This is a genomic window from Lederbergia galactosidilytica (assembly GCF_017873565.1).
Lineage (GTDB): Bacteria > Bacillota > Bacilli > Bacillales > Bacillaceae_C > Lederbergia > Lederbergia galactosidilytica.
Map to the genome: position 1 here is coordinate 1 of NZ_JAGGKH010000005.1, position 25,177 is coordinate 25,177.

The 25,177-nt window shown below is 39.0% G+C and carries 25 protein-coding genes, 1 pseudogene and 2 other annotated features; of the genes and pseudogenes, 24 read left to right on the forward strand and 2 right to left on the reverse strand.

The genetic code is table 11. The annotated features are described in order from the left end of the window. Positions 1-194: 194 nt before the first annotated feature. Both J2Z23_RS06125 and J2Z23_RS06130 read right to left on the reverse strand, forming a co-directional pair. Positions 195-487: pseudogene (locus J2Z23_RS06125) on the reverse strand (transposase); the annotation flags it as partial. Then, on the reverse strand, positions 408-596 hold the full coding sequence (locus tag J2Z23_RS06130; protein WP_165589615.1) for a hypothetical protein: 189 nt from the start codon (positions 594-596) through the stop codon (positions 408-410). The gene J2Z23_RS06130 and the pseudogene J2Z23_RS06125, both read right to left, overlap by 80 nt. A 523-nt stretch (positions 597-1,119) precedes the next feature. Between J2Z23_RS06130 and J2Z23_RS06135 the strand changes: the two genes are divergently transcribed. The 24 genes from J2Z23_RS06135 (at position 1,120) to rpoB (ending at position 25,170) form a co-directional block, all read left to right on the forward strand. Then, on the forward strand, positions 1,120-1,581 hold the full coding sequence (locus tag J2Z23_RS06135) for a CtsR family transcriptional regulator (RefSeq protein WP_057985475.1): 462 nt from the start codon (positions 1,120-1,122) through the stop codon (positions 1,579-1,581). Positions 1,582-1,600: 19 nt separating this feature from the next. After that, positions 1,601-2,149: a protein-arginine kinase activator protein McsA gene (locus J2Z23_RS06140; protein ID WP_057985477.1), complete on the forward strand. Its 549-nt coding sequence runs from the start codon at positions 1,601-1,603 to the stop codon at positions 2,147-2,149. Further along, positions 2,146-3,219, forward strand: a complete 1,074-nt coding sequence (locus J2Z23_RS06145; RefSeq protein ID WP_057985479.1) for a protein-arginine kinase McsB — start codon at positions 2,146-2,148, stop codon at positions 3,217-3,219. Before J2Z23_RS06140 ends, J2Z23_RS06145 begins: the two co-directional genes overlap by 4 nt. An 11-nt stretch (positions 3,220-3,230) precedes the next feature. Continuing rightward, positions 3,231-5,666: an ATP-dependent protease ATP-binding subunit ClpC gene (clpC, locus tag J2Z23_RS06150; protein ID WP_209973494.1), complete on the forward strand. Its 2,436-nt coding sequence runs from the start codon at positions 3,231-3,233 to the stop codon at positions 5,664-5,666. 349 nt (positions 5,667-6,015) lie between these two features. Then, positions 6,016-7,386, forward strand: coding sequence for a DNA repair protein RadA (gene radA / locus J2Z23_RS06155; RefSeq protein ID WP_057985484.1), 1,371 nt, complete (start codon positions 6,016-6,018; stop codon positions 7,384-7,386). Between the two features lie 120 nt (positions 7,387-7,506). Then, positions 7,507-8,604 carry a PIN/TRAM domain-containing protein gene (locus J2Z23_RS06160; protein ID WP_057985485.1) on the forward strand — a complete coding sequence of 366 codons (1,098 nt, stop codon included), beginning with the start codon at positions 7,507-7,509 and terminating at the stop codon, positions 8,602-8,604. 19 nt (positions 8,605-8,623) lie between these two features. After that, on the forward strand, positions 8,624-9,307 hold the full coding sequence (ispD, locus tag J2Z23_RS06165; RefSeq protein WP_057985487.1) for a 2-C-methyl-D-erythritol 4-phosphate cytidylyltransferase: 684 nt from the start codon (positions 8,624-8,626) through the stop codon (positions 9,305-9,307). A 24-nt stretch (positions 9,308-9,331) separates the two neighbouring features. Continuing rightward, on the forward strand, positions 9,332-9,811 hold the full coding sequence (gene ispF, locus J2Z23_RS06170) for a 2-C-methyl-D-erythritol 2,4-cyclodiphosphate synthase (RefSeq protein WP_057985490.1): 480 nt from the start codon (positions 9,332-9,334) through the stop codon (positions 9,809-9,811). A gap of 79 nt (positions 9,812-9,890) precedes the next feature. Continuing rightward, on the forward strand, positions 9,891-11,348 hold the full coding sequence (gltX, locus tag J2Z23_RS06175; RefSeq protein ID WP_057985493.1) for a glutamate--tRNA ligase: 1,458 nt from the start codon (positions 9,891-9,893) through the stop codon (positions 11,346-11,348). Between the two features lie 36 nt (positions 11,349-11,384). Beyond that, positions 11,385-11,613: a binding site (T-box leader), on the forward strand. Positions 11,614-11,870: 257 nt separating this feature from the next. Continuing rightward, entirely contained in the window at positions 11,871-12,557 is a 687-nt protein-coding gene (gene cysE / locus J2Z23_RS06180) for a serine O-acetyltransferase (RefSeq protein WP_057985495.1), read from the forward strand. Beyond that, entirely contained in the window at positions 12,538-13,935 is a 1,398-nt protein-coding gene (gene cysS / locus J2Z23_RS06185; protein WP_064467468.1) for a cysteine--tRNA ligase, read from the forward strand. Before cysE ends, cysS begins: the two co-directional genes overlap by 20 nt. Before the next feature lie 17 nt (positions 13,936-13,952). Further along, positions 13,953-14,345: a Mini-ribonuclease 3 gene (locus tag J2Z23_RS06190; protein WP_057985659.1), complete on the forward strand. Its 393-nt coding sequence runs from the start codon at positions 13,953-13,955 to the stop codon at positions 14,343-14,345. Between the two features lie 7 nt (positions 14,346-14,352). Continuing rightward, positions 14,353-15,099 (forward strand): 23S rRNA (guanosine(2251)-2'-O)-methyltransferase RlmB, encoded by a 747-nt coding sequence (gene rlmB / locus J2Z23_RS06195; RefSeq protein ID WP_057985499.1) that lies wholly within the window; start codon positions 14,353-14,355, stop codon positions 15,097-15,099. 3 nt (positions 15,100-15,102) lie between these two features. After that, a complete protein-coding gene (locus J2Z23_RS06200; RefSeq protein ID WP_064467469.1) occupies positions 15,103-15,612 on the forward strand; it encodes an NYN domain-containing protein in 510 nt (169 codons plus the stop codon). 42 nt (positions 15,613-15,654) lie between these two features. Continuing rightward, complete coding sequence (gene sigH, locus J2Z23_RS06205) at positions 15,655-16,332, forward strand: RNA polymerase sporulation sigma factor SigH (RefSeq protein ID WP_420795691.1); 678 nt, start codon at positions 15,655-15,657, stop codon at positions 16,330-16,332. A gap of 79 nt (positions 16,333-16,411) precedes the next feature. Next, on the forward strand, positions 16,412-16,561 hold the full coding sequence (gene rpmG, locus J2Z23_RS06210) for a 50S ribosomal protein L33 (RefSeq protein ID WP_057995629.1): 150 nt from the start codon (positions 16,412-16,414) through the stop codon (positions 16,559-16,561). Positions 16,562-16,599: 38 nt separating this feature from the next. Then, on the forward strand, positions 16,600-16,785 hold the full coding sequence (gene secE, locus J2Z23_RS06215; RefSeq protein ID WP_057985505.1) for a preprotein translocase subunit SecE: 186 nt from the start codon (positions 16,600-16,602) through the stop codon (positions 16,783-16,785). Positions 16,786-17,101: 316 nt separating this feature from the next. Further along, a complete protein-coding gene (nusG, locus tag J2Z23_RS06220; RefSeq protein WP_057985508.1) occupies positions 17,102-17,638 on the forward strand; it encodes a transcription termination/antitermination protein NusG in 537 nt (178 codons plus the stop codon). Between the two features lie 158 nt (positions 17,639-17,796). Further along, on the forward strand, positions 17,797-18,222 hold the full coding sequence (rplK, locus tag J2Z23_RS06225; RefSeq protein ID WP_057985510.1) for a 50S ribosomal protein L11: 426 nt from the start codon (positions 17,797-17,799) through the stop codon (positions 18,220-18,222). Positions 18,223-18,433: 211 nt separating this feature from the next. After that, a complete protein-coding gene (gene rplA / locus J2Z23_RS06230; RefSeq protein ID WP_057985512.1) occupies positions 18,434-19,123 on the forward strand; it encodes a 50S ribosomal protein L1 in 690 nt (229 codons plus the stop codon). 52 nt (positions 19,124-19,175) lie between these two features. Next, positions 19,176-19,326 (forward strand) — a sequence feature (ribosomal protein L10 leader region). 41 nt (positions 19,327-19,367) lie between these two features. Then, the gene (rplJ, locus tag J2Z23_RS06235) at positions 19,368-19,868 is read left to right on the forward strand and encodes a 50S ribosomal protein L10 (protein ID WP_057985515.1); all 501 of its coding nucleotides are present in this window, start codon (positions 19,368-19,370) and stop codon (positions 19,866-19,868) included. A 93-nt stretch (positions 19,869-19,961) separates the two neighbouring features. Continuing rightward, positions 19,962-20,327, forward strand: coding sequence for a 50S ribosomal protein L7/L12 (gene rplL, locus J2Z23_RS06240; RefSeq protein ID WP_057985517.1), 366 nt, complete (start codon positions 19,962-19,964; stop codon positions 20,325-20,327). A gap of 280 nt (positions 20,328-20,607) precedes the next feature. Further along, a complete protein-coding gene (locus J2Z23_RS06245; RefSeq protein ID WP_057985519.1) occupies positions 20,608-21,204 on the forward strand; it encodes a class I SAM-dependent methyltransferase in 597 nt (198 codons plus the stop codon). A 411-nt stretch (positions 21,205-21,615) separates the two neighbouring features. Beyond that, on the forward strand, positions 21,616-25,170 hold the full coding sequence (gene rpoB / locus J2Z23_RS06250; RefSeq protein WP_064467471.1) for a DNA-directed RNA polymerase subunit beta: 3,555 nt from the start codon (positions 21,616-21,618) through the stop codon (positions 25,168-25,170). The last annotated feature ends 7 nt before the right edge of the window (positions 25,171-25,177 follow it).

Sequence of the window (25,177 nt, forward strand, 5' to 3'; positions counted from 1 at the left end):
GTCATCGTGTTCCGAAGCCCGAACAGGGCAGTTAAGCTCGCGCGCCGATGGTAATAAGGGGCTTCCCCTTGTGAGAGCAGGACGTTGCCAGGCAAGCGAAAGACATGGAAATCAAAATGATTTCCAACCCTTTTGCTATTCATACAGGATAATTCTATGAAAAAGAGCCATAAATACTCTCCTTATCGTTTCTATTACGCCATGGTTGGCGTTTTCCATGTCCAGCTGGCCAGCTTCTCAAGATTTAGGCAGCAAAAGTCAGCATCGCCTGGATGGACATTTTTTTAAGTCCCCTGAGGGTTGTCCATCGTAGGCCTTGCTTTTCTTTTGCATCGGCAAAGACACGCTCAATTGTCTCTTTACGCTTCCCTTCTATTTCTTTGATTTTATGATTGTGACGTAACTCCTCAGCTACATCCAAGTAATCTTGCCTGATATGACGTTGAATCATCTTTTGGTGATTCATACTCTCTGTGCATTGGCTGATCACTTAATGGATAGATAAAGGAGAAATCAATAGCCGCATCCAGTTTGCGCACCAGATGGTCGTGAGAAACCAACTGCTCAATTGTCAGCATTTCCAGGTTCGCGTTCATTAATTTGATTCTTCGTCATCATATCTATCACTTCATTCAGTTAATAGGAAACACCGTTGATTGGAGCGGAAAGCGTCCGCTCGCAGCGGAAATCAACCTTTTTAGCTTTATCTCTATTTTAAAAGAAAAAAACAGTAGACACCCTTGTGAAGAGTGTGTCTTTTTTATGTGCTTTTATGCGTTATATTGTTAATGTGATGCTCAGTGAGCAGCGTTTAGATTTAGTAGTAGTAAAAGTTCGGCACTGTTATTCTATCGGTGACATAGGGCACTAAAGTTCTAGAATGCTTTTTATAAATTAGAATTATACATGAAGACGTTTTATTAATATGTGTGTCGCCCGCTTAGCGGGTGATCTATACTTCTTTGCTTTGTGGAGGATGTTTTGATCTTTATAATTGTGGCTAAAATATTGATAAAAGAAGACCGTTGCCTTTTTATTATCTTTTCATGTATAATTAAGTCAAATATAGTCAAAGTCAATGAGACGATGAGATAATAACCTAGGGAAGGAGGCGTGACAGTGAGGAATATATCGGATATTATTGAAAATTATTTAAAAAAAGTTTTGGAATTGAGTGAGAAAGAAATCGTTGAAATTAAAAGAAGTGAGGTTGCCGATAAATTTCAATGTGTCCCTTCCCAGATTAATTATGTAATTAATACACGTTTTACAATTGAACGTGGATATCTTGTAGAGAGTAAGCGGGGGGGAGGCGGCTACATTCGCATTTCTAAAGTCCGTTCACATGATAAATCCCATTTAATTGATCAACTATCTGCATTAACAGAAAGCCAAATTTCTCAGTCAAGTGCTCATGATATAATTCTTCGCCTATTAGAAGAAGGAATTGTGACGGAGAAAGAAGCAAGGTTGATGTTAAGTGTTGTTGATCGCTCTGTTATCTACGTGGAACTTCCACTTCGTGATCAGTTAAGAGCTAGAATGCTAAAAGCGATGCTTCAAGCTATAAAATATGAATAGATGAAGGAAGGTGAGCGCAATGATTTGCCAGGAATGTAAAGAGAGACCAGCTACATTGCATTTTACAAGAGTTGTAAACGGGGAAAAAACGACCATTCAGCTCTGTGAAAGGTGTGCTCAAGAAAAAGGAGAGTTATTTATGAATGAAGGCTCAGGGGCCTTTTCATTCAATGATTTATTGGCAGGTCTGTTAAATTTTGATTCAGCTGTAAAACAGGCTAAGCCAAATACTTCTCCTCCTGGTTCCATTCTTCAATGTGATGTTTGTAAAATGACTTATCAACAATTTATTAAAATTGGTCGATTTGGCTGTGCTCACTGCTATGAAACATTCAGAGAACAATTAGCCCCCATATTAAAGAGACTTCATACTGGGAATATAGAACATGGAGGCAAGCTGCCAAAAAGAATTGGTGGTTCCCTTCATATCAAAAAGCAGGTGCAAAAACTTAAAGCAGAATTACAATCCCTAATTACGGATGAGGAATTTGAACAGGCGGCTAAAATACGGGATCAAATCCGTTCCCTAGAAAAAAAATATCAAGACGAGGAGGGAAATCAAGGATGAGTCTAGAAAGATTTCTTAATAAGGCCGTCAGCTCTTGGATGAGTGCAGAAGGACCGGAGGCAGATATTGTTCTTAGTTCCCGTATTCGGCTTGCAAGAAACTTAAGAAATTATAAATTTCCTACTTTGTTTGAAAATGAAGAGGCTAGGGAAATAGCAAGTAGATTAGCAGAAATGGTTCACTCCGGTTACCTCCAAGCTTATGAGGGTGTAGAATATCTACCAATAGAGCAATTAAAACAATTAGAAAAAAAGGTACTAGTGGAAAAGCACTTGATTAGTCCCCGTTTAGCTGGCGATTCACCTCATGGGGCAGTTATTTTATCAGAAAAAGAAGATCTGAGCATTATGATCAATGAGGAAGATCATATCAGAATTCAGTGCTTATTCTCAGGACTTCAAATTAAGGAAGCTCTAGATAAGGCCAATGTGGTGGATGACATATTAGAAGAGCAATTTGATTATGCTTTTGATGAAAAACTCGGGTATTTGACTAGTTGTCCAACAAATGTAGGCACAGGTTTGCGAGCATCCGTAATGGTACACTTACCTGCTTTAGTTTTAACAAGGCAGATGTCTCGAATTGTGCCAGCTATCAACCAACTTGGCCTCGTTGTAAGAGGGATTTATGGGGAAGGAACAGAAGCATTAGGAAACATATTCCAAATTTCCAATCAAATTACATTAGGTAAATCAGAGGAAGATATTGTAGATGATTTAGTAAGCATTGTTCAGCAAATTATTACACAGGAAAGGGCTGCTAGGAAAGCATTACTCAAAACATCAAACATACAATTAGAGGATAGAGTGTTTCGCTCCTATGGAATTTTGGCAAATAGTCGGGTAATTGAAACAAAAGAAGCGAGTGAACGTTTATCTGATGTACGATTGGGCATAGATTTAGGATATATTAAACATTTATCAAGAAATATATTAAATGAATTAATGATTTTAACACAACCAGGCTTTCTTCAACAATATGAAGGTGGCCCATTACGACCTATTGAACGAGATATGAAAAGGGCTTCCTTTATCAGAGAACGATTAAAAATGGAAGAGAAGGATAGTTAGGAGGAGATTATATGATGTTTGGGCGTTTCACAGAAAGAGCACAGAAGGTATTAGCTTTATCCCAAGAGGAGGCATTACGTCTTGGACATAGCAATATTGGAACGGAACATATATTGTTAGGTTTAGTCAGAGAAGGGGAAGGGATTGCAGCTAAGGCATTGTATGGACTTGCATTAAGCCCTGAAAAGATTCAAAAGGAAGTGGAGAATCTAATTGGTAGGGGAAATGAACAATCTCAAAACTTGCACTATACACCCCGCGCAAAAAAAGTAATTGAATTATCGATGGATGAGGCCAGAAAATTAGGTCACTCCTATGTAGGAACAGAACATATATTGTTAGGCTTGATTCGAGAAGGAGAAGGTGTAGCAGCTCGAGTATTGACTAATTTAGGTGTCAGCTTAAATAAGGCTCGGCAACAAGTTCTGCAATTACTAGGAAATAATGAAGCCAATGCTCATGGTACCAGTTCTTCTTCTAGTGCGAATACCCCAACACTTGATAGTTTGGCCCGTGATCTAACTGCAATCGCAAAAGAGGGAACGCTTGACCCGGTTATAGGCCGAAGTAAGGAAATCCAAAGAGTCATTGAAGTCTTAAGTAGAAGAACAAAGAATAATCCAGTACTTATAGGAGAGCCAGGTGTAGGTAAGACAGCCATTGCTGAGGGGCTTGCCCAACAAATTATTCAAAATGAAGTACCGGAAATTCTTAGAGAGAAACGTGTCATGACTTTAGATATGGGTACGGTAGTAGCTGGTACCAAATATCGAGGTGAATTTGAAGATCGTTTAAAAAAGGTGATGGATGAAATTCGCCAGGCAGGTAATATTATTTTATTCATTGACGAACTTCATACGTTAATCGGTGCGGGGGGAGCAGAAGGGGCTATTGATGCTTCAAATATTCTGAAACCATCCCTTGCCCGTGGGGAACTACAATGTATTGGTGCTACCACACTAGACGAATACCGCAAATATATCGAAAAGGATGCGGCTCTGGAAAGACGATTCCAACCTATTCAAGTTGATGAACCGACTATTGAAGAGTCTATCCAAATATTGGAAGGTCTTCGCGATCGTTATGAAGCCCATCATCGTGTTACGATTACAGATGAGGCGATTGAAGCAGCTGTTCAACTATCTGATCGTTACATTTCTGATCGATTCTTACCAGATAAAGCAATTGATCTGATTGATGAGGCTGGCTCCAAAGTAAGACTTCGTTCTTATACAACGCCGCCAAATCTTAAAGAACTTGAAATAAAACTTGAAACAACTCGTAAAGAAAAAGATGCAGCTGTTCAAAGTCAGGAATTTGAAAAGGCCGCTTCCCTACGTGATACAGAACAGCGACTTCGTGAAAAGCTCGATAAAACGAAGAAAACCTGGAAGGAAAAGCAGGGCCAAGAAAACAGTGAAGTAACGGTGGAAGATATAGCCCAAGTTGTATCCAGTTGGACGGGGGTGCCTGTTTCAAAAATTGCTGCTACTGAAACGGAAAAACTTCTGAAACTTGAAGAAATCCTCCACTCTAGAGTGATTGGGCAAGAAGAGGCAGTGAAAGCTGTAGCGAAAGCTGTTAGACGGGCAAGAGCTGGCTTAAAGGATCCAAAAAGACCAATTGGTTCTTTTATTTTCTTAGGACCTACAGGTGTCGGAAAGACAGAGTTAGGAAGAACCCTTGCTGAAGCCATGTTTGGTGATGAGGATGCGATGATCCGTATTGATATGTCGGAATATATGGAGAAGCATTCGACTTCGCGACTTGTCGGTTCACCTCCAGGATATGTTGGATTTGAAGAGGGAGGCCAGCTAACGGAGAAGGTTAGAAGAAAACCATACTCGGTCATATTGCTCGACGAAATTGAGAAGGCACATCCTGATGTATTTAATATTTTACTTCAAGTCCTTGAGGATGGGCGGTTAACTGATTCAAAGGGAAGAACGGTTGACTTCCGTAATACAATTTTAATTCTAACTTCGAATGTTGGAGCAGAAGCGTTAAGAGGAAATAAATATGTCGGTTTTAGTATCCAAGACGGAGAGCAAGACTATAAGGATATGAAAAATAAGGTGATGGAAGAACTGAAAAGGGCTTTCCGTCCAGAATTTTTAAATCGGATTGATGAAACGATCGTCTTCCATGCTTTAGAAAAGCCACAGTTAAAAGAAATTGTCACTTTACTGGCAGATCAACTCGTCAAGCGTTTGGAAGAACAAAATATGCATCTTGAGATAACAGAAGCAGCAAAAGATAAGATAACTGAGGAAGGATTTGATCCTGAATACGGTGCAAGACCGTTAAGAAGAGCAATTCAGAAATTAGTTGAAGATCGTTTATCGGAAGAATTACTAAAAGGAGCAATAGCTCCAGGACAACATGTTTTAGTGGATGTAGAAAATGGAGAATTAACGGTTAAAACAACAGAAAAAACTGTTTCTTAGAAGCTAATAACAGTTTCATTCACAAAAAGTAGTTTGCACACCGCTCCCGATATTACCAAAAAACGGGGTACAGTACGTTGAAAGTACCCCGTTTCTTTATAGGTTTTATTACTTATGTAATACGAAAACATACTAAATGGTATCTATTATGAAAAACTTAAAGCATCCTATTTAAAATCTAAAGGCTTATGGCCCTTCTTTTAGAATAGAAGAGTATCATACAGTTGCAGAGCCTGGCTCGGGAACATGAGAATGCTCAGTTTTTAGCATACGTAAATCTCAACAGGATGTTGGTAAAAACAGACTCCAGCTATCCTTTAAAATTTAGATTATAGAGAAGGGGAAATGGATGGCCAAGAAAAAAACAAAGTATATATGTCAATCTTGTGGATACGAATCTGCAAAGTGGATGGGGCGTTGCCCAGGGTGTGGGGAATGGAATCAGATGGTTGAAGAAGTCGATATAGTTGGTAAGCAACCAAGGCACTCATTTCAGCATACAGATCCAAGTCATCAATCGAAGGCGACTGCGATTACTTCCATTGAAACGAAAAGAGAACCAAGGGTTACGACGGAAATGAAAGAATTAAATCGTGTTTTGGGTGGGGGAGTTGTTGCAGGATCCCTTGTTTTAATCGGTGGTGACCCAGGGATCGGTAAGTCAACTTTACTGCTTCAAGTATCCGCTCAGCTAGCAAAAACAGAACAAAAGGTATTGTATATTTCTGGGGAAGAATCAATTAGGCAAACAAAATTGCGAGCAGACCGATTGCACGTTTCTTCGCCAGAACTTTATATTTATGCAGAAACTAACTTAGAAGCGATTCATTTAACTATTGATGAAATTTCACCGCAATTTGTAGTGATAGACTCGATTCAAACCGTCTATCATCCTGAGGTAACATCTGCTCCAGGAAGTGTATCTCAAGTACGTGAATGTACGTCAGAGTTGATGAGAATCGCGAAGACAAAAGGGATTGCCATTTTCATAGTTGGACATGTAACAAAAGAGGGAGCTATAGCAGGACCACGATTGCTAGAACATATGGTTGATACTGTTTTATACTTTGAGGGTGAGCGGCATCACACATATAGAATTTTACGGGCTGTGAAGAATCGCTTTGGATCTACAAATGAAATGGGCATTTTTGAAATGAAAGAATCTGGACTTACGGAAGTGGAAAATCCTTCGGAAATTTTCCTTGAAGAACGCTCAAAAGGAGCATCAGGCTCGACAGTAGTCGCTTCTATGGAAGGCACAAGACCAGTATTAGTTGAGATTCAAGCTCTGATTTCACCAACTAGTTTTGGGAATCCGCGCCGAATGGCAACAGGGATTGATCATAATCGTGTCTCGTTATTAATGGCTGTGTTAGAAAAACGGGTAGGATTATTATTGCAAAATCAAGATGCCTATTTAAAAGCGGCCGGTGGTGTGAAATTGGATGAACCTGCGATTGATTTAGCAGTTGCGATTAGCATTGCTTCTAGTTTTCGTGATCAACCTACTAAGGCAACAGATTGTATGATAGGAGAGGTTGGTTTAACAGGGGAAGTCCGTCGTGTTTCGAGAATTGAACAAAGGGTGCAAGAAGCAGCAAAATTAGGCTTTGAACGAATTATTATCCCTGAAAATAATTTAGGTGGTTGGACCATTCCGAGTGGAGTGGAAGTTATCGGTGTGAAGACGGTCGGAGAGGCTTTACAAAGAATATTTTAGGCGTTGAAATCTTTGTTTTATAGAAAACGGAAGGAATGGATGGGGTTCATGGGAGGAATACAGAACTTTTGGGTTTTAAAGCGTGCTTATTGTTTATAATGATTAAAAGGAGGTGAATTTATGTTAAAGAGAATCGTGCAAGCCTGCATTTTACTGTTAGGTGGGACACTGGGAATTTTCCTGTTGCCCTTATTACTAAATTTAATCAATTTGGATCATGTCGTTTTAATTAATAATCCGTATATAACAGCTTTACTTGGTGCTATTATTTTTTATCTTATTACTTTTTGGACAGTCAATCCGATTGTAAATTTTGTAAAGCGAATTGAGGATGTGCTTGTAAAGGCCCCAATTACGGATATATTATTCGGTAGTCTCGGTCTGGGTTCTGGCTTATTACTTGCTTTTTTGATGGGTCTTGCGATTAATCAAATGCAAATTCCTATTCTTGATACGTTTGTTCCAATCCTATTAACTTTATTACTTGGGTATCTCGGTTTTCAAGTTGGTTTTAAGAAACGCGATGAATTGACTAGTTTCTTCTCTCAGAACCGGGGAGCGAAAAAACGAGGAGAGGAAAACCAAGAAGCAAAAAATGAACAATCTTCCAGTCGTATGAAAATTTTGGATACAAGTGTTATAATCGATGGAAGGATTGCAGATATTTGCCAAACAGGCTTTTTAGACGGTATTATTGTGATTCCTCTTTTTGTATTAGAAGAATTACAGCATATTGCGGATTCATCGGATTCACTAAAACGCAATCGGGGAAGACGTGGTCTAGATATATTAAATCGCATCCAAAAAGAAGTTAATATCAATGTGGAAATGTATGAGGGAGACTTTGAAGATATCCAGGAAGTGGACAGCAAATTAGTTAAACTTGCGAAGCTTATGGATGGAACAGTTGTAACTAATGATTTCAATCTAAACAAAGTCTGTGAATTTCAAAATGTGAAAGTATTAAATATTAATGATTTAGCTAATGCTGTAAAACCCGTCGTACTTCCTGGAGAAGAATTAAATGTTCAAGTGATTAAAGACGGAAAAGAGTATAACCAAGGTGTTGCTTATTTAGATGATGGCACCATGATTGTTGTCGAAGAAGGTAGAAATTATATCGGAAAAAGAATAGATGTAATTGTCACAAGTGTTTTGCAAACTTCCGCAGGGAGAATGATTTTTGCAAAGCCAAAATTAATGGAGACGGCATTGTAAGACAGGGGATTATAAAGCGATGAATTATCAAGTAATCATTCCAGCTGCTGGATTAGGAAAGAGAATGGGTGCTGAGATTAATAAACTTCTTCTAGAATTAGAAGGTCAACCCATAATTTTGCATACATTAGATCTATTTATTCAGGATTCGAAGTGCAAAAGGATTATATTAGTGATCAATCCAAGTGACCAAAAGTTTTTTGATCGTCATTTGCAAAAGGACCAGTGGAAGAAGATTATCCTTGCTGATGGGGGAGAAGAACGCCAGTATAGCGTCTTAAACGGCTTAAAAGTAGCGGATCCCGAAGGCGTAATTCTTGTTCATGATGGAGCCCGCCCCTTTGTTAAAAAGGCTGTTATTGCTCGGTTGGTACAATCTGCTGTTCAGAACGGAGCGGCTATAGCGGCCGTTCCGGTCAAAGATACGATTAAAAAAACGGAAGGTCTTCATGTGGTTGAAACCATTGATCGCTCTAGCTTGTGGCAAGTTCAAACCCCACAAGCTTTTCGTTTTTCACTTCTATATCAAGCACATATGCAGGCCCAAAATGATCAGTTCCTTGGTACAGATGACGCTTCCCTTGTGGAGCGAATGGGGCATTCCGTTCAAATTGTTCAGAGCGATTATGATAATATTAAATTGACTACACCAGAGGATCTTTTTTTTGCCAAGGCAATTATTGACAAATTTCGTAAAAGTTAATGGATAAAGGAAGAGGGAGAAGACATGTTTAGAATCGGACAAGGATTTGATGTCCATCAATTCGCGGAGGATCGCCCACTTATTATCGGGGGCATCACTATTCCACATGAAAAAGGGCTAATAGGTCATTCAGATGCTGACGTTTTATTACATACAATAGCGGATGCGTGTTTAGGCGCAATTGGTGAAGGGGATATTGGCCATCACTTTCCTGATACGGACCCGAATTTTAAGGATGCGGATTCGGCAAAATTGTTGGAGCAGGTATGGAAGATTGTGACTGATCACGGGTATACACTCGTCAATCTTGATTGTACAATTATGGCGCAAAAGCCAAAGATGGCGCCTCATATTGGGAAGATGAAAAAGCGAATTGCTCAATTGCTAGAAGCTCGTGAAGAACAAATTAATGTCAAAGCTACTACAACGGAAACACTTGGATTTGTTGGAAGAGAAGAAGGGATTGCTACCATGGCGGTTGCTCTTCTACAAAGAAAGTCATAAAATAAAAAAGGATCTTAGGCTAACACCTTGTTGGCCCAAAAATGAATTTGTGAAATTTAGTCTTTAGGAGGCATGCAGGATGTCAAGTGAAGTAAGAGTGCGTTATGCGCCGAGCCCTACAGGCCATTTACATATTGGGAATGCGCGCACAGCATTATTCAATTATTTATTTGCCCGGCACACAGGCGGGAAGTTTATTATACGAATTGAAGATACAGATCAAAAGCGAAATATTGAAGGTGGAGAAGAGAGCCAATTAGCCTATTTAAAATGGTTAGGTATAGACTGGGATGAAAGCATAGATAAGGATGGAGGTTTTGGACCTTATCGTCAGTCTGAACGAAACCCTATCTATAAAAAATATTATGATGATTTATTGGATCGTGGCTTAGCATATAAATGTTACTGTACAGAAGATGAACTTGAAGCTGAAAGAGAAGCTCAATTGGCACGTGGAGAAATGCCAAGATATTCAGGGAAATGTGTCCATTTAACTGCGGAAGATCATAAAAAGCTTGAGTTAGAAGGAAGAAAGCCAAGCATTCGTTTTAAAGTACCTGCGGGGAAAACTTATACTTTCAAAGATATGGTAAAAGATGACGTTTCTTTTGATTCAGATGGGATTGGCGATTTTGTCATTGTGAAAAAAGACGGTGTACCAACATATAACTTTGCTGTTGCTATTGATGATCATCTTATGGAAATGACTCATATACTTCGTGGTGATGACCATATTTCCAATACACCTAAGCAATTAATGATTTTTGAAGCGTTCGACTGGACTCCTCCTATCTTTGGACATATGACTTTGATTGTTAACGAAAATCGCAAAAAATTAAGTAAACGAGATGAATCAATCATCCAATTTATCGAACAATACGCAGACCTGGGCTACTTACCGGAAGCTTTGTTTAACTTCATTACGCTTCTTGGTTGGTCGCCGCAAGGAGAAGAAGAAATCTTTTCAAAAGAAGAATTTATTGAGATATTTGATGCTCATCGTTTGTCAAAGTCTCCTGCTTTATTTGATAAGCAAAAGCTTCTTTGGATGAATAATCAATACATGAAGGAATTAAATCTGGATAAAGTGGTGGAATTATCGTTACCACATCTTCTAAAAGCTGGTTTAGTGAGCGAGGAAATGAGCGAAGAAGAAGAAAAATGGGTGCGAAATTTAATTGCGTTGTATCAAGAACAAATGAGTTATGGTGCAGAAATTGTAGAACTTTCTCACATGTTCTTCCAAGACGAAATTGAATATGATGAAGCAGCAAAAGCCGTTTTAGAAGAAGAGCAAGTACCGGAAGTATTGACTTCTTTCAAGAATATTATCCAGGACCTTGAACCATTTGCAGCTCCTGAGATTAAAAAGGCTATCAAGGCTGTTCAAAAAGAAACTGGGCATAAAGGGAAAAAGTTATTTATGCCAATCCGAATTGCTGTATCAGGCCAATCTCATGGACCTGAACTACCAAATTCAATTGAATTACTTGGCAAAGAAAAAGTAATTCGACGAATTGAGCGTTTGCTGGGTTAACAAAATGAATAAAATATAATATATTAAAGGATATAATTAAGAACGTTGAAGAGGAAAAGTAAAAGAACGAAGCTGATCAGAGAAAACCACCATTGGCTGAGAGTGGTTGCGGCCTCTCGTTTTTTGAAAATGCCCCTCTGAGTCTTATGCTGAACAGAGTATTCTCACTAGGCATAAGCGGTCCACTTGTCGTTATCAAGATTAAGCCGGGATGTAAGGATCTTTACATCTAAGCAGAGTGGAACCGCGCCAAGGCGTCTCTGATTGATTCAGGGACGCCTTTCTTTGTCTTCAGAATGTTAGGGGCTAGAGCATAGAGCTAACACCTTCCCTACCTTTTATTAATGAAGTAATTACGATTACTTTTTGGTATAGGGAATAGAGTGAACCTAAATGTTTAATAACACCGACTTTAGCCTGCTGCCTTCCTATATAAAGGCACTGAGTATTTTCCTTAAGGTCAGAATGTATCTTTCGTTTTAAAAAGAAAAATCGGTTCACTTTAGAAAGGGGTCATCACGCATGTTCAAACGGATGAAAGAAGATATTAAGACAGTGTTTGACCAGGATCCTGCGGCTCGTAGCACATTTGAAGTTCTCCTAACATACTCAGGGTTGCATGCGATATGGGCTCATCGTCTTGCACATGCTTTGTATAAACGAAAATTGTTTTTTCTAGCAAGAATGATTTCACAAGTTAGTCGTTTCTTTACTGGGATTGAGATTCACCCAGGTGCTGTCATTGGTCGTCGCTTCTTTATGGATCATGGTATGGGGATTGTCATTGGAGAAACATGTGAGATCGGTGATGATGTTATTGTTTATCAAGGTGTAACATTAGGGGGAACCGGAAAAGAAAAGGGAAAGCGACATCCCACCATTGAAAATAATGCTTTAATTGCAACTGGAGCTAAAGTACTTGGCAATATTCTCATTGGGGAGAATTCCAAAATAGGGGCAGGCTCAGTTGTTTTAAAGGATGTCCCTTCCAATTCTACAGTAGTAGGAATTCCAGGAAGAGTTGTAGTCCAGGATGGGATGAAGTTAAAACAGGACTTAAATCATTGTGATCTGCCAGATCCAATGTTAGATAAGGTGACAGAAATGGAACGGGAAATAAAAAAAATGCAAGAGCAATTAACGCGGTTAAGAACAGAGGATTTAACAAATCGAAAGGAGTCTTCGTTACATGACCATTCAAATTTATAATACATTAACAAGAAAAAAGGAAACATTTCAACCATTGGAAGCAGGAAAGGTAAAAATGTATGTCTGCGGTCCAACTGTTTATAATTATATTCATATTGGAAACGCAAGACCTGCTATTGTATTTGATAGTGTCCGCCGCTATTTAGAATATAGAGGATACGAAGTCCAGTTCGTCTCTAATTTTACGGATGTTGATGATAAATTAATTAAAGTGGCCAAGGAACTTGAATCAGACGTTCCAGCGATTGCTGAGAAGTTTATTCAAGCTTATTTTGCAGATGTTTCAGCTCTAGGTTGTAAGGAAGCAGATGTACATCCGCGTGTTACAGAAAATATGGATGAAATTATCGAGTTTATTGATACATTAGTGCAAAAAGGTTATGCCTATGAATCAGACGGAGATGTATACTACCGAACAAGGAAGTTTGACGGTTACGGAAAACTTTCTCACCAGTCGATTGATGATTTAAAAGTAGGTGCACGGATACAAGTAGGCGAGAAAAAGGAAGATGCTTTAGATTTTGCCCTTTGGAAGATGGCGAAGGAAGGAGAAATCGCTTGGGATAGTCCATGGGGCAAAGGGAGACCTGGGTGGCATATTGAATGTTCGGCAATGGCGAAGAAATACCTTGGAGATACGATTGATATTCATGCTGGTGGGCAAGATTTAGCATTCCCGCATCACGAAAATGAAATTGCACAATCAGAAGCTTTGACAGGAGAACCATTTGCCAACTATTGGATGCATAATGGTTATATCAATATTAATAATGAGAAAATGTCAAAATCACTAGGTAATTTTGTATTAGTCCATGATATTCTCAAAAAAGTTGACCCACAAGTTCTCCGTTTCTTCATGCTATCCGTTCATTATCGTAATCCAATTAATTTCAATAATGAACTTCTTGAAAATGCGGGAGTTGCACTCGAACGGCTCCGCACATCTTATCAGAATTTAAAGCATCGTTTAGAAGTCAGTGCGAATTTAGTGGACAATGATCAGGCTTGGCTAGAGAAGATTAGCCAACATGTGGAAAAGTTTGAAAAAGAAATGGATGATGATTTTAATACAGCCGATGGAATTACGGTGCTATTTGATTTGGCAAAACAAGGGAATGTATATTTACGGGAAGAGAATACATCAGCAAAAGTTATAAAGTCATTTTTAAATACATTTGAGGAACTTTTTTCTGTACTCGGCTTGAAAATCAACCAAGATGAACTTCTAGATGATGAAGTAGATCAACTAATAGAACAAAGATTAGAAGCTAGGAAAAATCGAGATTTTGCCTTAGCGGACCAAATCAGGGATAAGTTGAAAGAAATGAATATTATTTTAGAGGATACCCGACAAGGTACAAGATGGAAAAGAGGATAACGGGAATGGAGCCCAATGTGAAGGACTATCGACAATTGAATGGGTTAGCACTTGCCTACATGGGTGATGCCGTATTTGAGGTTTATATTCGGCATCACCTCTTACAAAAGGGGAAAACAAAGCCACATAAGCTTCATATCGAAGCGACCCATTTCGTATCGGCAAAAGCACAGGCCGCTATATTAAAACAATTGTTGGATGATAATTTTTTAACTGAAGAAGAATTAGCAGTCATGAGAAGAGGGAGAAATGCAAAATCCGGAACGACTCCCAAAAATACAGATGTGCAAACTTACCGACATAGCACTGCTTTTGAGGCAGTAGTTGGTTGGACTTATTTATCTAATGACCAAGAGCGGTTAGATGAAATCATTGAAGAATCAATACGGAAAGTTGAAAACAAGGAGTGAAACAAACGTGAGTAAAGAGTGGATTGCGGGCAAAAATCCGGTTTTGGAAGCTTTAAAATCAGAGCGAGGGATTCACAAAATTTGGATAGCTGATGGTTCCCAAAAGGGACAAATGCAACTAATCATGAAGCTTGCAAAGGAACGGAATATATTGGTGCAATTTGTTCCGAAGCAGAAGATAGACCAATTAGTTAGTACCAATCACCAAGGGGTCGTGGCACAAGTTGCTGCACATCAATATGCTGAGTTAGACGATCTATTTGAACTCGCTAGTAAGAGAGGGGAAGACCCATTTTTTTTAATTCTAGATGAATTGGAGGATCCTCATAATCTTGGTTCTATTTTACGAACAGCGGATGCGGCAGGAGTTCACGGAATTATTATTCCAAAACATCGCTCTGTAGGACTCACAGCGACTGTTGCTAAGCTTTCAACAGGAGCAATCGAATATGTACCTGTTGCAAGAGTAACGAACATTGCAAGAACGATCGATGAATTAAAAACACGTGGTGTTTGGATTTTTGGAACAGAAGCAAAAGGTAGTGAGGACTACCGAAAAATGGATGCGACAATGCCTTTAGCATTGGTCATTGGAAATGAAGGCAAGGGAATGGGGCGATTAGTTCGCGATAAATGCGATTTCTTAATCCATTTACCGATGGTGGGACATGTCACTTCACTGAATGCATCTGTAGCAGCCTCGTTGTTGATGTATGAAGTGTTGCGGAAACGCTCGCCTATTGATGAGGGTTAAATTATGAATATCTTGATTGTGGATGGCTATAACATCATTGGAGCATGGCCAGAATTAATCGAACTCAAGATGAATGACCTTGCTTCAGCCCGTGATCGTCTTATTGAAATTATGGCAGATTATCAGGGATTTACTGGACATAAGGTGATCATCGTTTTTGATGCCTACGAAGTTAAAGGGATTGAAAAGAGATATAAAAACCATAAGGTAGAAGTAATTTTTACAAAGATAGAAGAAACAGCAGATGAAAGAATTGAAAAGTTGGCCATTGAATTAAGTAATAGGCGCACACAAATCTATGTTGCTACATCTGATTATACGGAACAATGGGCGATTTTTGGCCAAGGGGCATTAAGACTATCAGCCCGAGAGCTTTTGATAGAGGTTCAAGCTATCGATAACAGCATTGGTAAAAGCCTAAAAAGCACGCGGGAAAAGGTTCCCGCTGCCAAAATTCCTTTAAGTGCAGAAGTTGCTGAAATCTTTGAGAAGTGGCGGCGTGGTTTAAAATAAGGTTGACGTATGAAAATTCTGTTATGTATAATGATTCTATCTATGGATCTAAGGGTGGGGGATAGAGTGACCTCAAATATCAGGTTAGACAGCGGCATCAATTATGATTTACTGGAAGATGAAGAGTTGATCGAACTGATTCAAGAAGGAGAAAGTGAAGCACTAGACTACCTCATAAAAAAATACCGTAATTTTGTTAGAGCAAAGGCAAGGGCCTACTTTTTAATAGGTGCTGACCGCGAGGACATTGTACAAGAAGGCATGATCGGGCTTTATAAGGCTATTCGTGATTTTAAGGAAGATAAATTGGCTTCTTTTAAAGCTTTTGCAGAGCTTTGTATCACGAGGCAAATTATTACGGCTATTAAGACAGCGACCCGCCAAAAGCATATCCCGCTTAATTCTTATGTTTCTTTGGACAAGCCTATTTATGATGAAGAATCTGACCGAACATTAATGGATGTGATCTCGGGAGCGAAGATTTTGGATCCCGAAGAGCTTTTAATCAATCGGGAAAAAATTAATAATATAGAATCCAAAGTGATGGAACTATTAAGTGATTTAGAGAGAAAAGTGTTAGCACTCTACTTAGATGGCAGATCATATCAAGAGATTTCTGACGAGTTAGATCGTCACGTCAAATCAATTGATAACGCTTTACAAAGAGTGAAAAGGAAACTGGAGCGTTATCTGGAACTGCGAGAATTCGGGGTTTGGTGAGAGAGCTTATATTGACAGATATTAGCTTACGTGATATTTTTTAAAAGATATAAGAATGCCTAGAGAGCGGGTGCGAAAAGTGAAAAATAAAGTCGCATTAGCCTGTGCGGATTGTGGATCACGTAATTACTCCACTAATAAAAATACTCAAGCGACCACTGAGCGCTTGGAATTGAAGAAATTTTGTAAGAACTGTCAAGCTCATACCATTCATAAAGAAACAAAATAATCATTTTCATATATTAGGAAAACTTTGGAGGTACGATCATGTCAAGCGTAATGCAATTCTTTCGCAATGTTCGCTCGGAAATGAGAAAGGTTAGTTGGCCACGTCGAAAGGAATTAACTAGTTATACCATTACTGTTATTTCCACTGTTGTCTTATTAGCGCTATTCTTTGCGGGAGTAGACTTTATTATTTCATATTTTATGCGTTTTATTATTGGAAATTAAAATAGATATCTAGATATTTGTATAACTTTTAAGAACTCATGATATAATGGAATTATATATTACTTTTATCAAGCCCGGTTCCCGGGTTTTTTGAGTTGTGGCGAGAAAAAGAAAGAGCTAGCCAAAGAAAAGCGATGATGCCAGTTCGCAATGAAAGCAAGGTTTTATTAAGAAGACCAAATGTACAAAACGATATTAATGGTAAATAGGCATGATTTTACGCTTTATTCATTTTTGGGGCCTGTAATATAAAGGATTGAACTAAAAAACTAGAGAATTATTAGTGATAGGGAGGGAAGGACAAGCGTCCTAATCTATGGAAAAAAACTGGTATGTTGTCCATACGTATTCCGGTTACGAAAATAAAGTAAAAACCAATCTCGAAAAGCGCGTTGAGACAATGGGAATGCAAGATAAAATTTTCAGGGTCATTGTTCCTGAGGATGAAGAGACAGATATAAAGAATGGTAAAAAGAAAGTTGTCAAAAAGAAGGTTTTTCCAGGCTATGTATTAGTGGAAATTATTATGACAGATGATTCCTGGTATGTCGTTCGAAATACTCCAGGCGTAACGGGATTTGTTGGCTCTTCAGGATCAGGATCAAAGCCAACGCCTTTACTTCCAGAAGAAATAGACTTTATTCTAAAGCGCATGGGATTAGAAGATAAAAATCTAGAAGTTCACTTTGAAATTGGAGAAACAGTTACAGTGAAAGAAGGACCATTTGCTAATTTCTCCGGAAAAGTGGAAGATTTAGATGCAACCAAAGGAAAAGTAAAAGTTATGGTTAATATGTTCGGCCGAGAAACCCCTGTTGAACTCGACTTTGGACAAATTGATAAATTAAACTAACAACAGCTTGAAATTGCTTGTGAAAAGTGGTAGAATCTTTTAGGTCAATGGTATCTTAAGTATTTATTAAAAGATGTTAATTATTGACTATTTTTATAATGAGTGGGAGGGTGTCAAAACCCCATTACCACATCACGGACTTTAAGGAGGTGCGTCTCGTGGCTAAAAAAGTAATCAAACTTGTAAAATTACAAATTCCTGCAGGTAAAGCGAATCCAGCTCCACCAGTAGGACCGGCACTCGGTCAAGCAGGTGTAAATATTATGGGATTCTGTAAAGAATTCAATGCTCGTACTGCAGATCAAGCAGGACTAATTATTCCTGTTGAAATCACAGTATTTGAGGATCGTTCATTTACATTTATCACCAAAACTCCACCCGCTGCAGTTCTTCTAAAGAAAGCGGCTGGAATTGATTCAGGTTCTGGTGAACCAAACAAAAAAACAGTTGCTGTTGTAAAACGTGACAAAGTGCGCGAAATTGCAGAAACAAAAATGCCTGACTTAAATGCTGCCAGCGTCGAAGCTGCTATGCAAATGGTTGAAGGTACGGCACGTAGCATGGGTATCAAAATCGAAGATTGATCGATTTCCAGTGCATAAACAAGGTTACTGTAGAGGGAAGGCTGGGACCGTTCAGCCTTCCTTTATTGCTTAAAACTAAGCTATGTAGCGAGGTTTTGCAAAACTGTCTGTAAAAGACGGGATTCCTAGTGCGATGGTTAATTATCGAGCACTAGCGCTTTTCTTACGTGGGAGGTCATTCCGCTAAAACCACATTACAGGAGGAAATAAAATGGCTAAAAAAGGCAAAAAATATATTGAAGCTTTAAAACAAATTGATCGTTCAACTTCTTATCCAATCGCAGAGGCAATTGAACTTGCGAAAAAGGTAGACTTTACTAAATTTGATGCAACAGTTGATGTATCTTTCCGTTTAGGAATTGATACGAAAAAAGCTGACCAACAAATTCGTGGTGCTGTTGTTCTACCGAATGGTACGGGTAAAACACAACGCGTGCTTGTATTTGCGAAAGGGGAAAAAGCGAAGGAAGCAGAAGCTGCTGGAGCTGATTATGTTGGGGATGCAGAATACATTAATAAAATCAACCAAGGTTGGTTCGAATTTGATGTAGTAGTTGCGACTCCAGACATGATGGGGGAAGTTGGTAAACTTGGTCGTACTCTTGGACCAAAAGGTTTAATGCCGAACCCTAAAACAGGCACAGTTACATTTGATGTAGAAAAAGCTGTAAATGAAATCAAAGCAGGTAAAGTAGAATATCGTGCAGATAAAGCAGGTATTGTTCATGTGCCAATCGGAAAAGCTTCTTTCGACGATGAAAAACTAGTTGAAAATTACAATACTATCCTTGATACATTAACAAAAGCAAAACCAGCTTCATCAAAAGGTAAATACTTTAAAAACATCACTGTTTCTACAACAATGGGTCCTGGCTTACGCGTAGAATCTGTTTCTTTGTAAAAAAACATTGACTTTCAGCGATATAATCTGTTAAGATATTAGCTGTTGAAAATATAATATTACATTTGTACCGTAGACAGCAGGTGCTAGTATCGACGCATATCTAGCTTAATTTCCCGCCGAGGTTCTTGCGATAAACTCAATTATTTGAATTGAGGGCAAAAAACCTCCATGTCTATGTATGGAGGTTTTTTGCTTCATATATACGGGTATAAATGTCATTTTGAATCAGGGAGGTGTAAGAATGAGCGCAATTATCGAACAAAAGAAACAACTTGTAGATGAAATTAAAGAGAAACTCCAATCAAGTGTTTCAACAGTTGTAGTTGATTACCGTGGTTTAACTGTAGGACAAGTTACAGAACTTCGTAAACAACTTCGTGAAGCAGGCATTGACTTCAAAGTTTACAAAAACACAATGACTCGCCGTGCGGCAGAAGCAGCTAACCTAGAAGGACTTAATGATGCCCTTACAGGACCGAATGCTATTGCATTTAGTGCGGATGATGTTGTAGCTCCTGCGAAAATTCTTAACGAATTTGCGAAAAAGAATGAAGCACTAGAAATTAAAGCTGGAGTGATCGAAGGTAATATCGCTTCTGTTGAAGAAGTGAAGGCACTTGCTGAACTTCCATCTCGCGAAGGTTTACTTTCTATGTTGCTTAGTGTTCTTCAAGCGCCAATGCGCAATTTGGCTCTTGCTACAAAAGCAGTTGCTGATCAAAAAGAGGAACAAGGTGCTTAATAGGTAAACGAGTAATTTACGGCTTGTCTAAACAGTGCAATGCTATAAAAAACGTATAGATTAATAAAAAACAATAAATGGAGGAAACAAATCATGACTAAAGAACAAATCATCGATGCTGTCAAAGAAATGACAGTTCTTGAACTAAACGATCTTGTTAAAGCAATTGAAGAAGAATTTGGCGTAACAGCAGCTGCTCCTGTAGCTGTAGCTGGTGGCGCTGCTGGTGGCGAAGCTGCTGCAGAACAAACTGAATTTGACGTAATCCTTGCTGGTGCAGGCGGTCAAAAAATCAAAGTTATCAAAGTTGTACGTGAAGTAACAGGACTTGGTTTGAAAGAAGCGAAAGAGCTTGTTGATAATGCTCCTAAGCCAATCAAAGAAGGTGCTTCTAAAGAAGAGGCAGAAGAAATCAAAGGTAAACTTGAAGAAGTTGGAGCAGAAGTCGAAGTTAAGTAAGAATCTGCTAAAAAAGTGTTCAAAAGGTAAGAATCAAAGGCTAAGTTCACGACATCCTGTCGCAACGCCTTTGTGACCTGCGTCCTGCAGGTCTCGGTAAAAATGACACTTCGAATTTCTTCGTCCTTTTTATCCTCCCTTTTGAATACTTACCTAAATAAAAAGCTCGCTCTTTAACGGCGGGCTTTTTTGCCTAAGTTTTTCTTTAAGGGGATCATGTCACTGAAATAGTCTTGTACTCCTATTCATCTCTAAGGTTTAAAAAAGGAGGCTGCGATTAATGGTGGATCATTATTTTTCTCGACAACCAGAAATTACGAGTAATCCAATTTATTGGGATACGACCTTGCGGAATCACTTGTTACATTTCAAAACAGACCAGGGGGTCTTTTCGAAAAAAGAAGTTGATTTTGGATCGCGGTTTTTAATCGAGACTTTTCAAACGCCGATGGAAGGAATGGTTTTAGATATCGGTTGTGGCTATGGGCCGATTGGTCTCACCTTGGCAAAGGAATACCCTGATCGACAGATTCACATGGTAGATATTAATCAAAGGGCGCTAGAGTTGGCAAAAGAAAATGCCGAAATCAATGAAGTGCACAATGTTAATATCTATGAAAGTGATGGGCTCTCAAATGTGAAAGAAGCGAGTTTTGCTGCGATTTTAACTAATCCGCCAATTCGTGCGGGGAAACAGATTGTGCATCGAATTCTCGAAGACAGTTTTCAACATTTAAAGGTAGACGGTGAGCTTTGGGTTGTCATTCAGAAGAAACAGGGAGCACCATCTGCAAAAGCCAAATTGGAAGAGTTATTCCACCATGTGGAAATCCAAGCGAAAAGAAAAGGGTATTATATTTTGAAAGCAAGAAAATGATTGACCTCTATTGACTTTTGTGGTAACGTTGTATAATGCTAATATAGTGTTTTCTAATTTATTGCCTAATTACTGAATAGAAGTATGGATTTTGGCTAAGTTGGAAAAGATTATAAAATAATAGTTCGTAATATGAAAAATGTGGTTTTCAAAGCAAAACCCTTTTTCTTTTTGTCTAAGGATATTGCATTTTTTCTGGGAAGATAGAAAAGTTTAAATTTCGGCTAATGCTGGGTCTAACTCCAGCGCCTAGCCCCTGAGGTCAAATACCCTGATCCAATAAAAGTCATAACCGTACTTTTCTTGTCTCGGAACATTTGTTTATTAGGGGTAACCAAGGAGCTTGTGCTTTTCTGAATTCACATGAGAAAATGTCACTATTAAAATGCACTATTTTGAGGGGTGAATCAGTTGACAGGTCAACTTGTTCAGTACGGACGGCACCGCCAGCGTAGGAGCTTTGCTCGTATTAGTGAAGTATTGGAGCTGCCGAACCTTATCGAAATCCAAACTTCTTCTTATCAATGGTTTCTTGATGAGGGTTTAAAGGAAATGTTCCAAGATATTTCTCCAATTGAAGATTTTGCAGGAAATCTATCATTGGAATTTATTGATTACAGTTTAGGTGATCCCAAGTATTCTGTTGAAGAGTCAAAAGAGCGTGATGCAACATATTCTGCTCCGCTTCGAGTGAAATTACGCCTTGTTAATAAGGAAACAGGGGAAGTAAAAGATCAAGACGTTTTCATGGGAGATTTCCCATTGATGACAGAAATGGGCACATTTATTATTAACGGCGCCGAACGTGTCATCGTTTCACAATTAGTACGCTCACCGAGTGTTTACTATAGTGGGAAGTTTGATAAAAACGGTAAAAAAGGATTTACTGCTACTGTTATCCCAAACAGAGGAGCTTGGCTAGAATACGAAACAGATGCGAAGGACGTTGTATACGTTCGAATTGATCGCACAAGGAAATTGCCAGTAACAGTGTTATTGCGAGCACTTGGTTTTGGCTCTGATCAAGAAATCATCGATTTAATTGGTGACAATGAATATCTTAGAAATACACTTGAAAAAGATAATACAGAAAGTATTGAGAAAGCTCTATTAGAAATATACGAGCGTCTTCGTCCGGGGGAACCTCCAACTGTGGAGAACGCACGTAATTTACTAATATCACGTTTCTTTGATCCAAAACGCTATGACCTTGCAAATGTAGGTCGGTACAAAATAAATAAAAAGTTGCATATTAAGAACCGTTTATTCGGTCAAAGATTAGCAGAATCACTAGCTGATCCTGAAACAGGCGAAATTATTGCGGAAAAAGGTACGATCTTAGATCGACGGACTTTAGACAAAATCCTTCCAGCGCTTGAAAGTGGAGCCGGATTTAAGACATGTAGTCAGCAATCTGGTGTTTTAGATGAAGATATTGTTGTACAGTCGATCAAAATTTATGCACCTAATGAAGATGATGATAAAGTCATTAACGTAATCGGAAATGCCTATGTAGAAGAAGAGGTTAAGAACATTACACCTGCTGATATTATCTCTTCTATTAGTTATTTCTTTGACTTGTTATATGATGTGGGTAATACAGATGATATTGATCATTTAGGAAATCGTCGTCTTCGTTCAGTTGGAGAATTGTTACAAAACCAATTTAGAATTGGGCTTTCTCGAATGGAGAGAGTTGTAAAAGAGCGTATGTCCATCCAGGATGTGAATACGATCACTCCACAACAATTAATTAATATTCGTCCAGTAATTGCATCTATTAAGGAGTTCTTTGGTAGTTCTCAGCTTTCTCAATTTATGGACCAAACCAATCCACTCGCTGAATTAACGCATAAGCGCCGTTTATCAGCATTAGGACCTGGTGGTTTAACTCGTGAAAGAGCTGGAATGGAAGTGCGTGACGTTCACTATTCTCACTATGGACGTATGTGTCCAATTGAAACACCGGAAGGACCAAACATTGGATTAATTAACTCTTTATCGACATTTGCAAAAGTGAATCGATTTGGTTTTATTGAAACACCATATCGTCGGGTCGATCCTGAAACAGGATTACTCACAGATCGAATTGATTATCTTACTGCTGATGAAGAAGATAATTATGTCGTTGCACAAGCAAATGCTCCACTTTCCGATGAAGGTGCATTTATCAATGAAGAAGTTATCGCTCGTTTCCGTGGTGAAAACACAGTAGTGAAAAGAGAACGCATTGACTATATGGATGTCTCACCAAAACAAGTAGTTTCAGCTGCTACTGCTTGTATTCCGTTCCTTGAAAATGATGACTCAAACCGTGCATTGATGGGAGCAAACATGCAGCGACAAGCTGTTCCACTTATGAAACCAGAAGCACCTTTAGTTGGAACTGGGATGGAGTATGTCTCAGCTAAAGACTCTGGTGCAGCAGTAATTTGTAAGCATAATGGAATTGTTGAACATGTTGAGGCTCGTGAAGTATGGGTTCGAAATACGCAAGAAGTGGACGGTCAAGAAATAAAAGGTGACTTGCAAAAATATCGGATGCAGAAGTTTATCCGTTCTAACCAAGGAACTTGTTATAATCAGCGTCCAATCGTAAGTGTTGGAGATCGCGTAACTAAAGGAGAAATCCTAGGTGATGGACCTTCCATGGATCTAGGTGAGTTAGCGTTAGGTAGAAACGTACTTGTTGCCTTTATGACATGGGAAGGTTACAACTATGAAGACGCGATTATTATGAGTGAACGTTTAGTAAAAGATGATGTTTACACATCTATTCACATAGAAGAGTATGAATCAGAAGCCCGTGACACAAAGCTCGGACCAGAAGAAATGACTCGTGACATCCCAAATGTAGGGGAAGATGCCCTGCGTAATTTAGATGAACGAGGTATTATCAGAGTTGGAGCAGAAGTAAAAGACGGTGATCTGCTTGTAGGGAAAGTAACACCTAAAGGCGTTACAGAGCTTACAGCTGAAGAAAGATTATTGCATGCTATCTTCGGTGAAAAGGCACGTGAAGTTCGAGATACTTCTCTTCGTGTTCCACATGGTGGAGAAGGGATCGTTCTAGATGTGAAGATTTTTAATCGTGAAGATGGAGATGAACTACCACCAGGTGTGAACCAACTCGTTCGTGTGTATATTGTCCAAAAACGGAAAATTTCCGAAGGTGACAAGATGGCTGGACGACATGGTAACAAAGGGGTAATCTCTCGTATTCTTCCTGAAGAAGATATGCCTTACATGCCAGATGGTACTCCTGTTGATGTCATGTTGAACCCGTTAGGTGTTCCTTCCCGTATGAACATTGGTCAAGTTCTTGAGTTGCATCTTGGAATGGCTGCAAGAGGACTTAAGCTTCATATGGCTTCACCTGTTTTTGATGGAGCGACTGAAGAAGATGTTTGGGAAACGATTGAAGAGGCAGGAATGGCGAGAGACGCTAAGACAGTACTTTACGATGGTCGAACAGGTGAACCATTTGATAATAGAGTATCCGTTGGTGTCATGTACATGATTAAATTAGCGCACATGGTTGATGACAAATTGCATGCACGTTCAACAGGTCCTTATTCACTTGTTACACAGCAACCGCTTGGTGGTAAAGCCCAATTCGGTGGTCAACGGTTTGGTGAGATGGAAGTGTGGGCATTAGAGGCCTATGGGGCAGCTTATACACTTCAAGAGATACTAACTGTTAAATCCGATGATGTTGTCGGTCGTGTGAAAACTTATGAAGCCATCGTGAAAGGTGACAATGTTCCTGATCCTGGTGTGCCAGAATCCTTCAAGGTTCTTATAAAAGAGCTTCAGAGCTTAGGGATGGATGTTAAAATTCTATCTGGTGATGAAGAAGAGATCGAAATGCGAGATTTAGACGAAGAAGAAGATACACAACAAGCTGATACATTAAATATTGCCCCGGACACAAAAGTTGAAGAAACTGCAGCATCAAGAGAATAATTTCTTA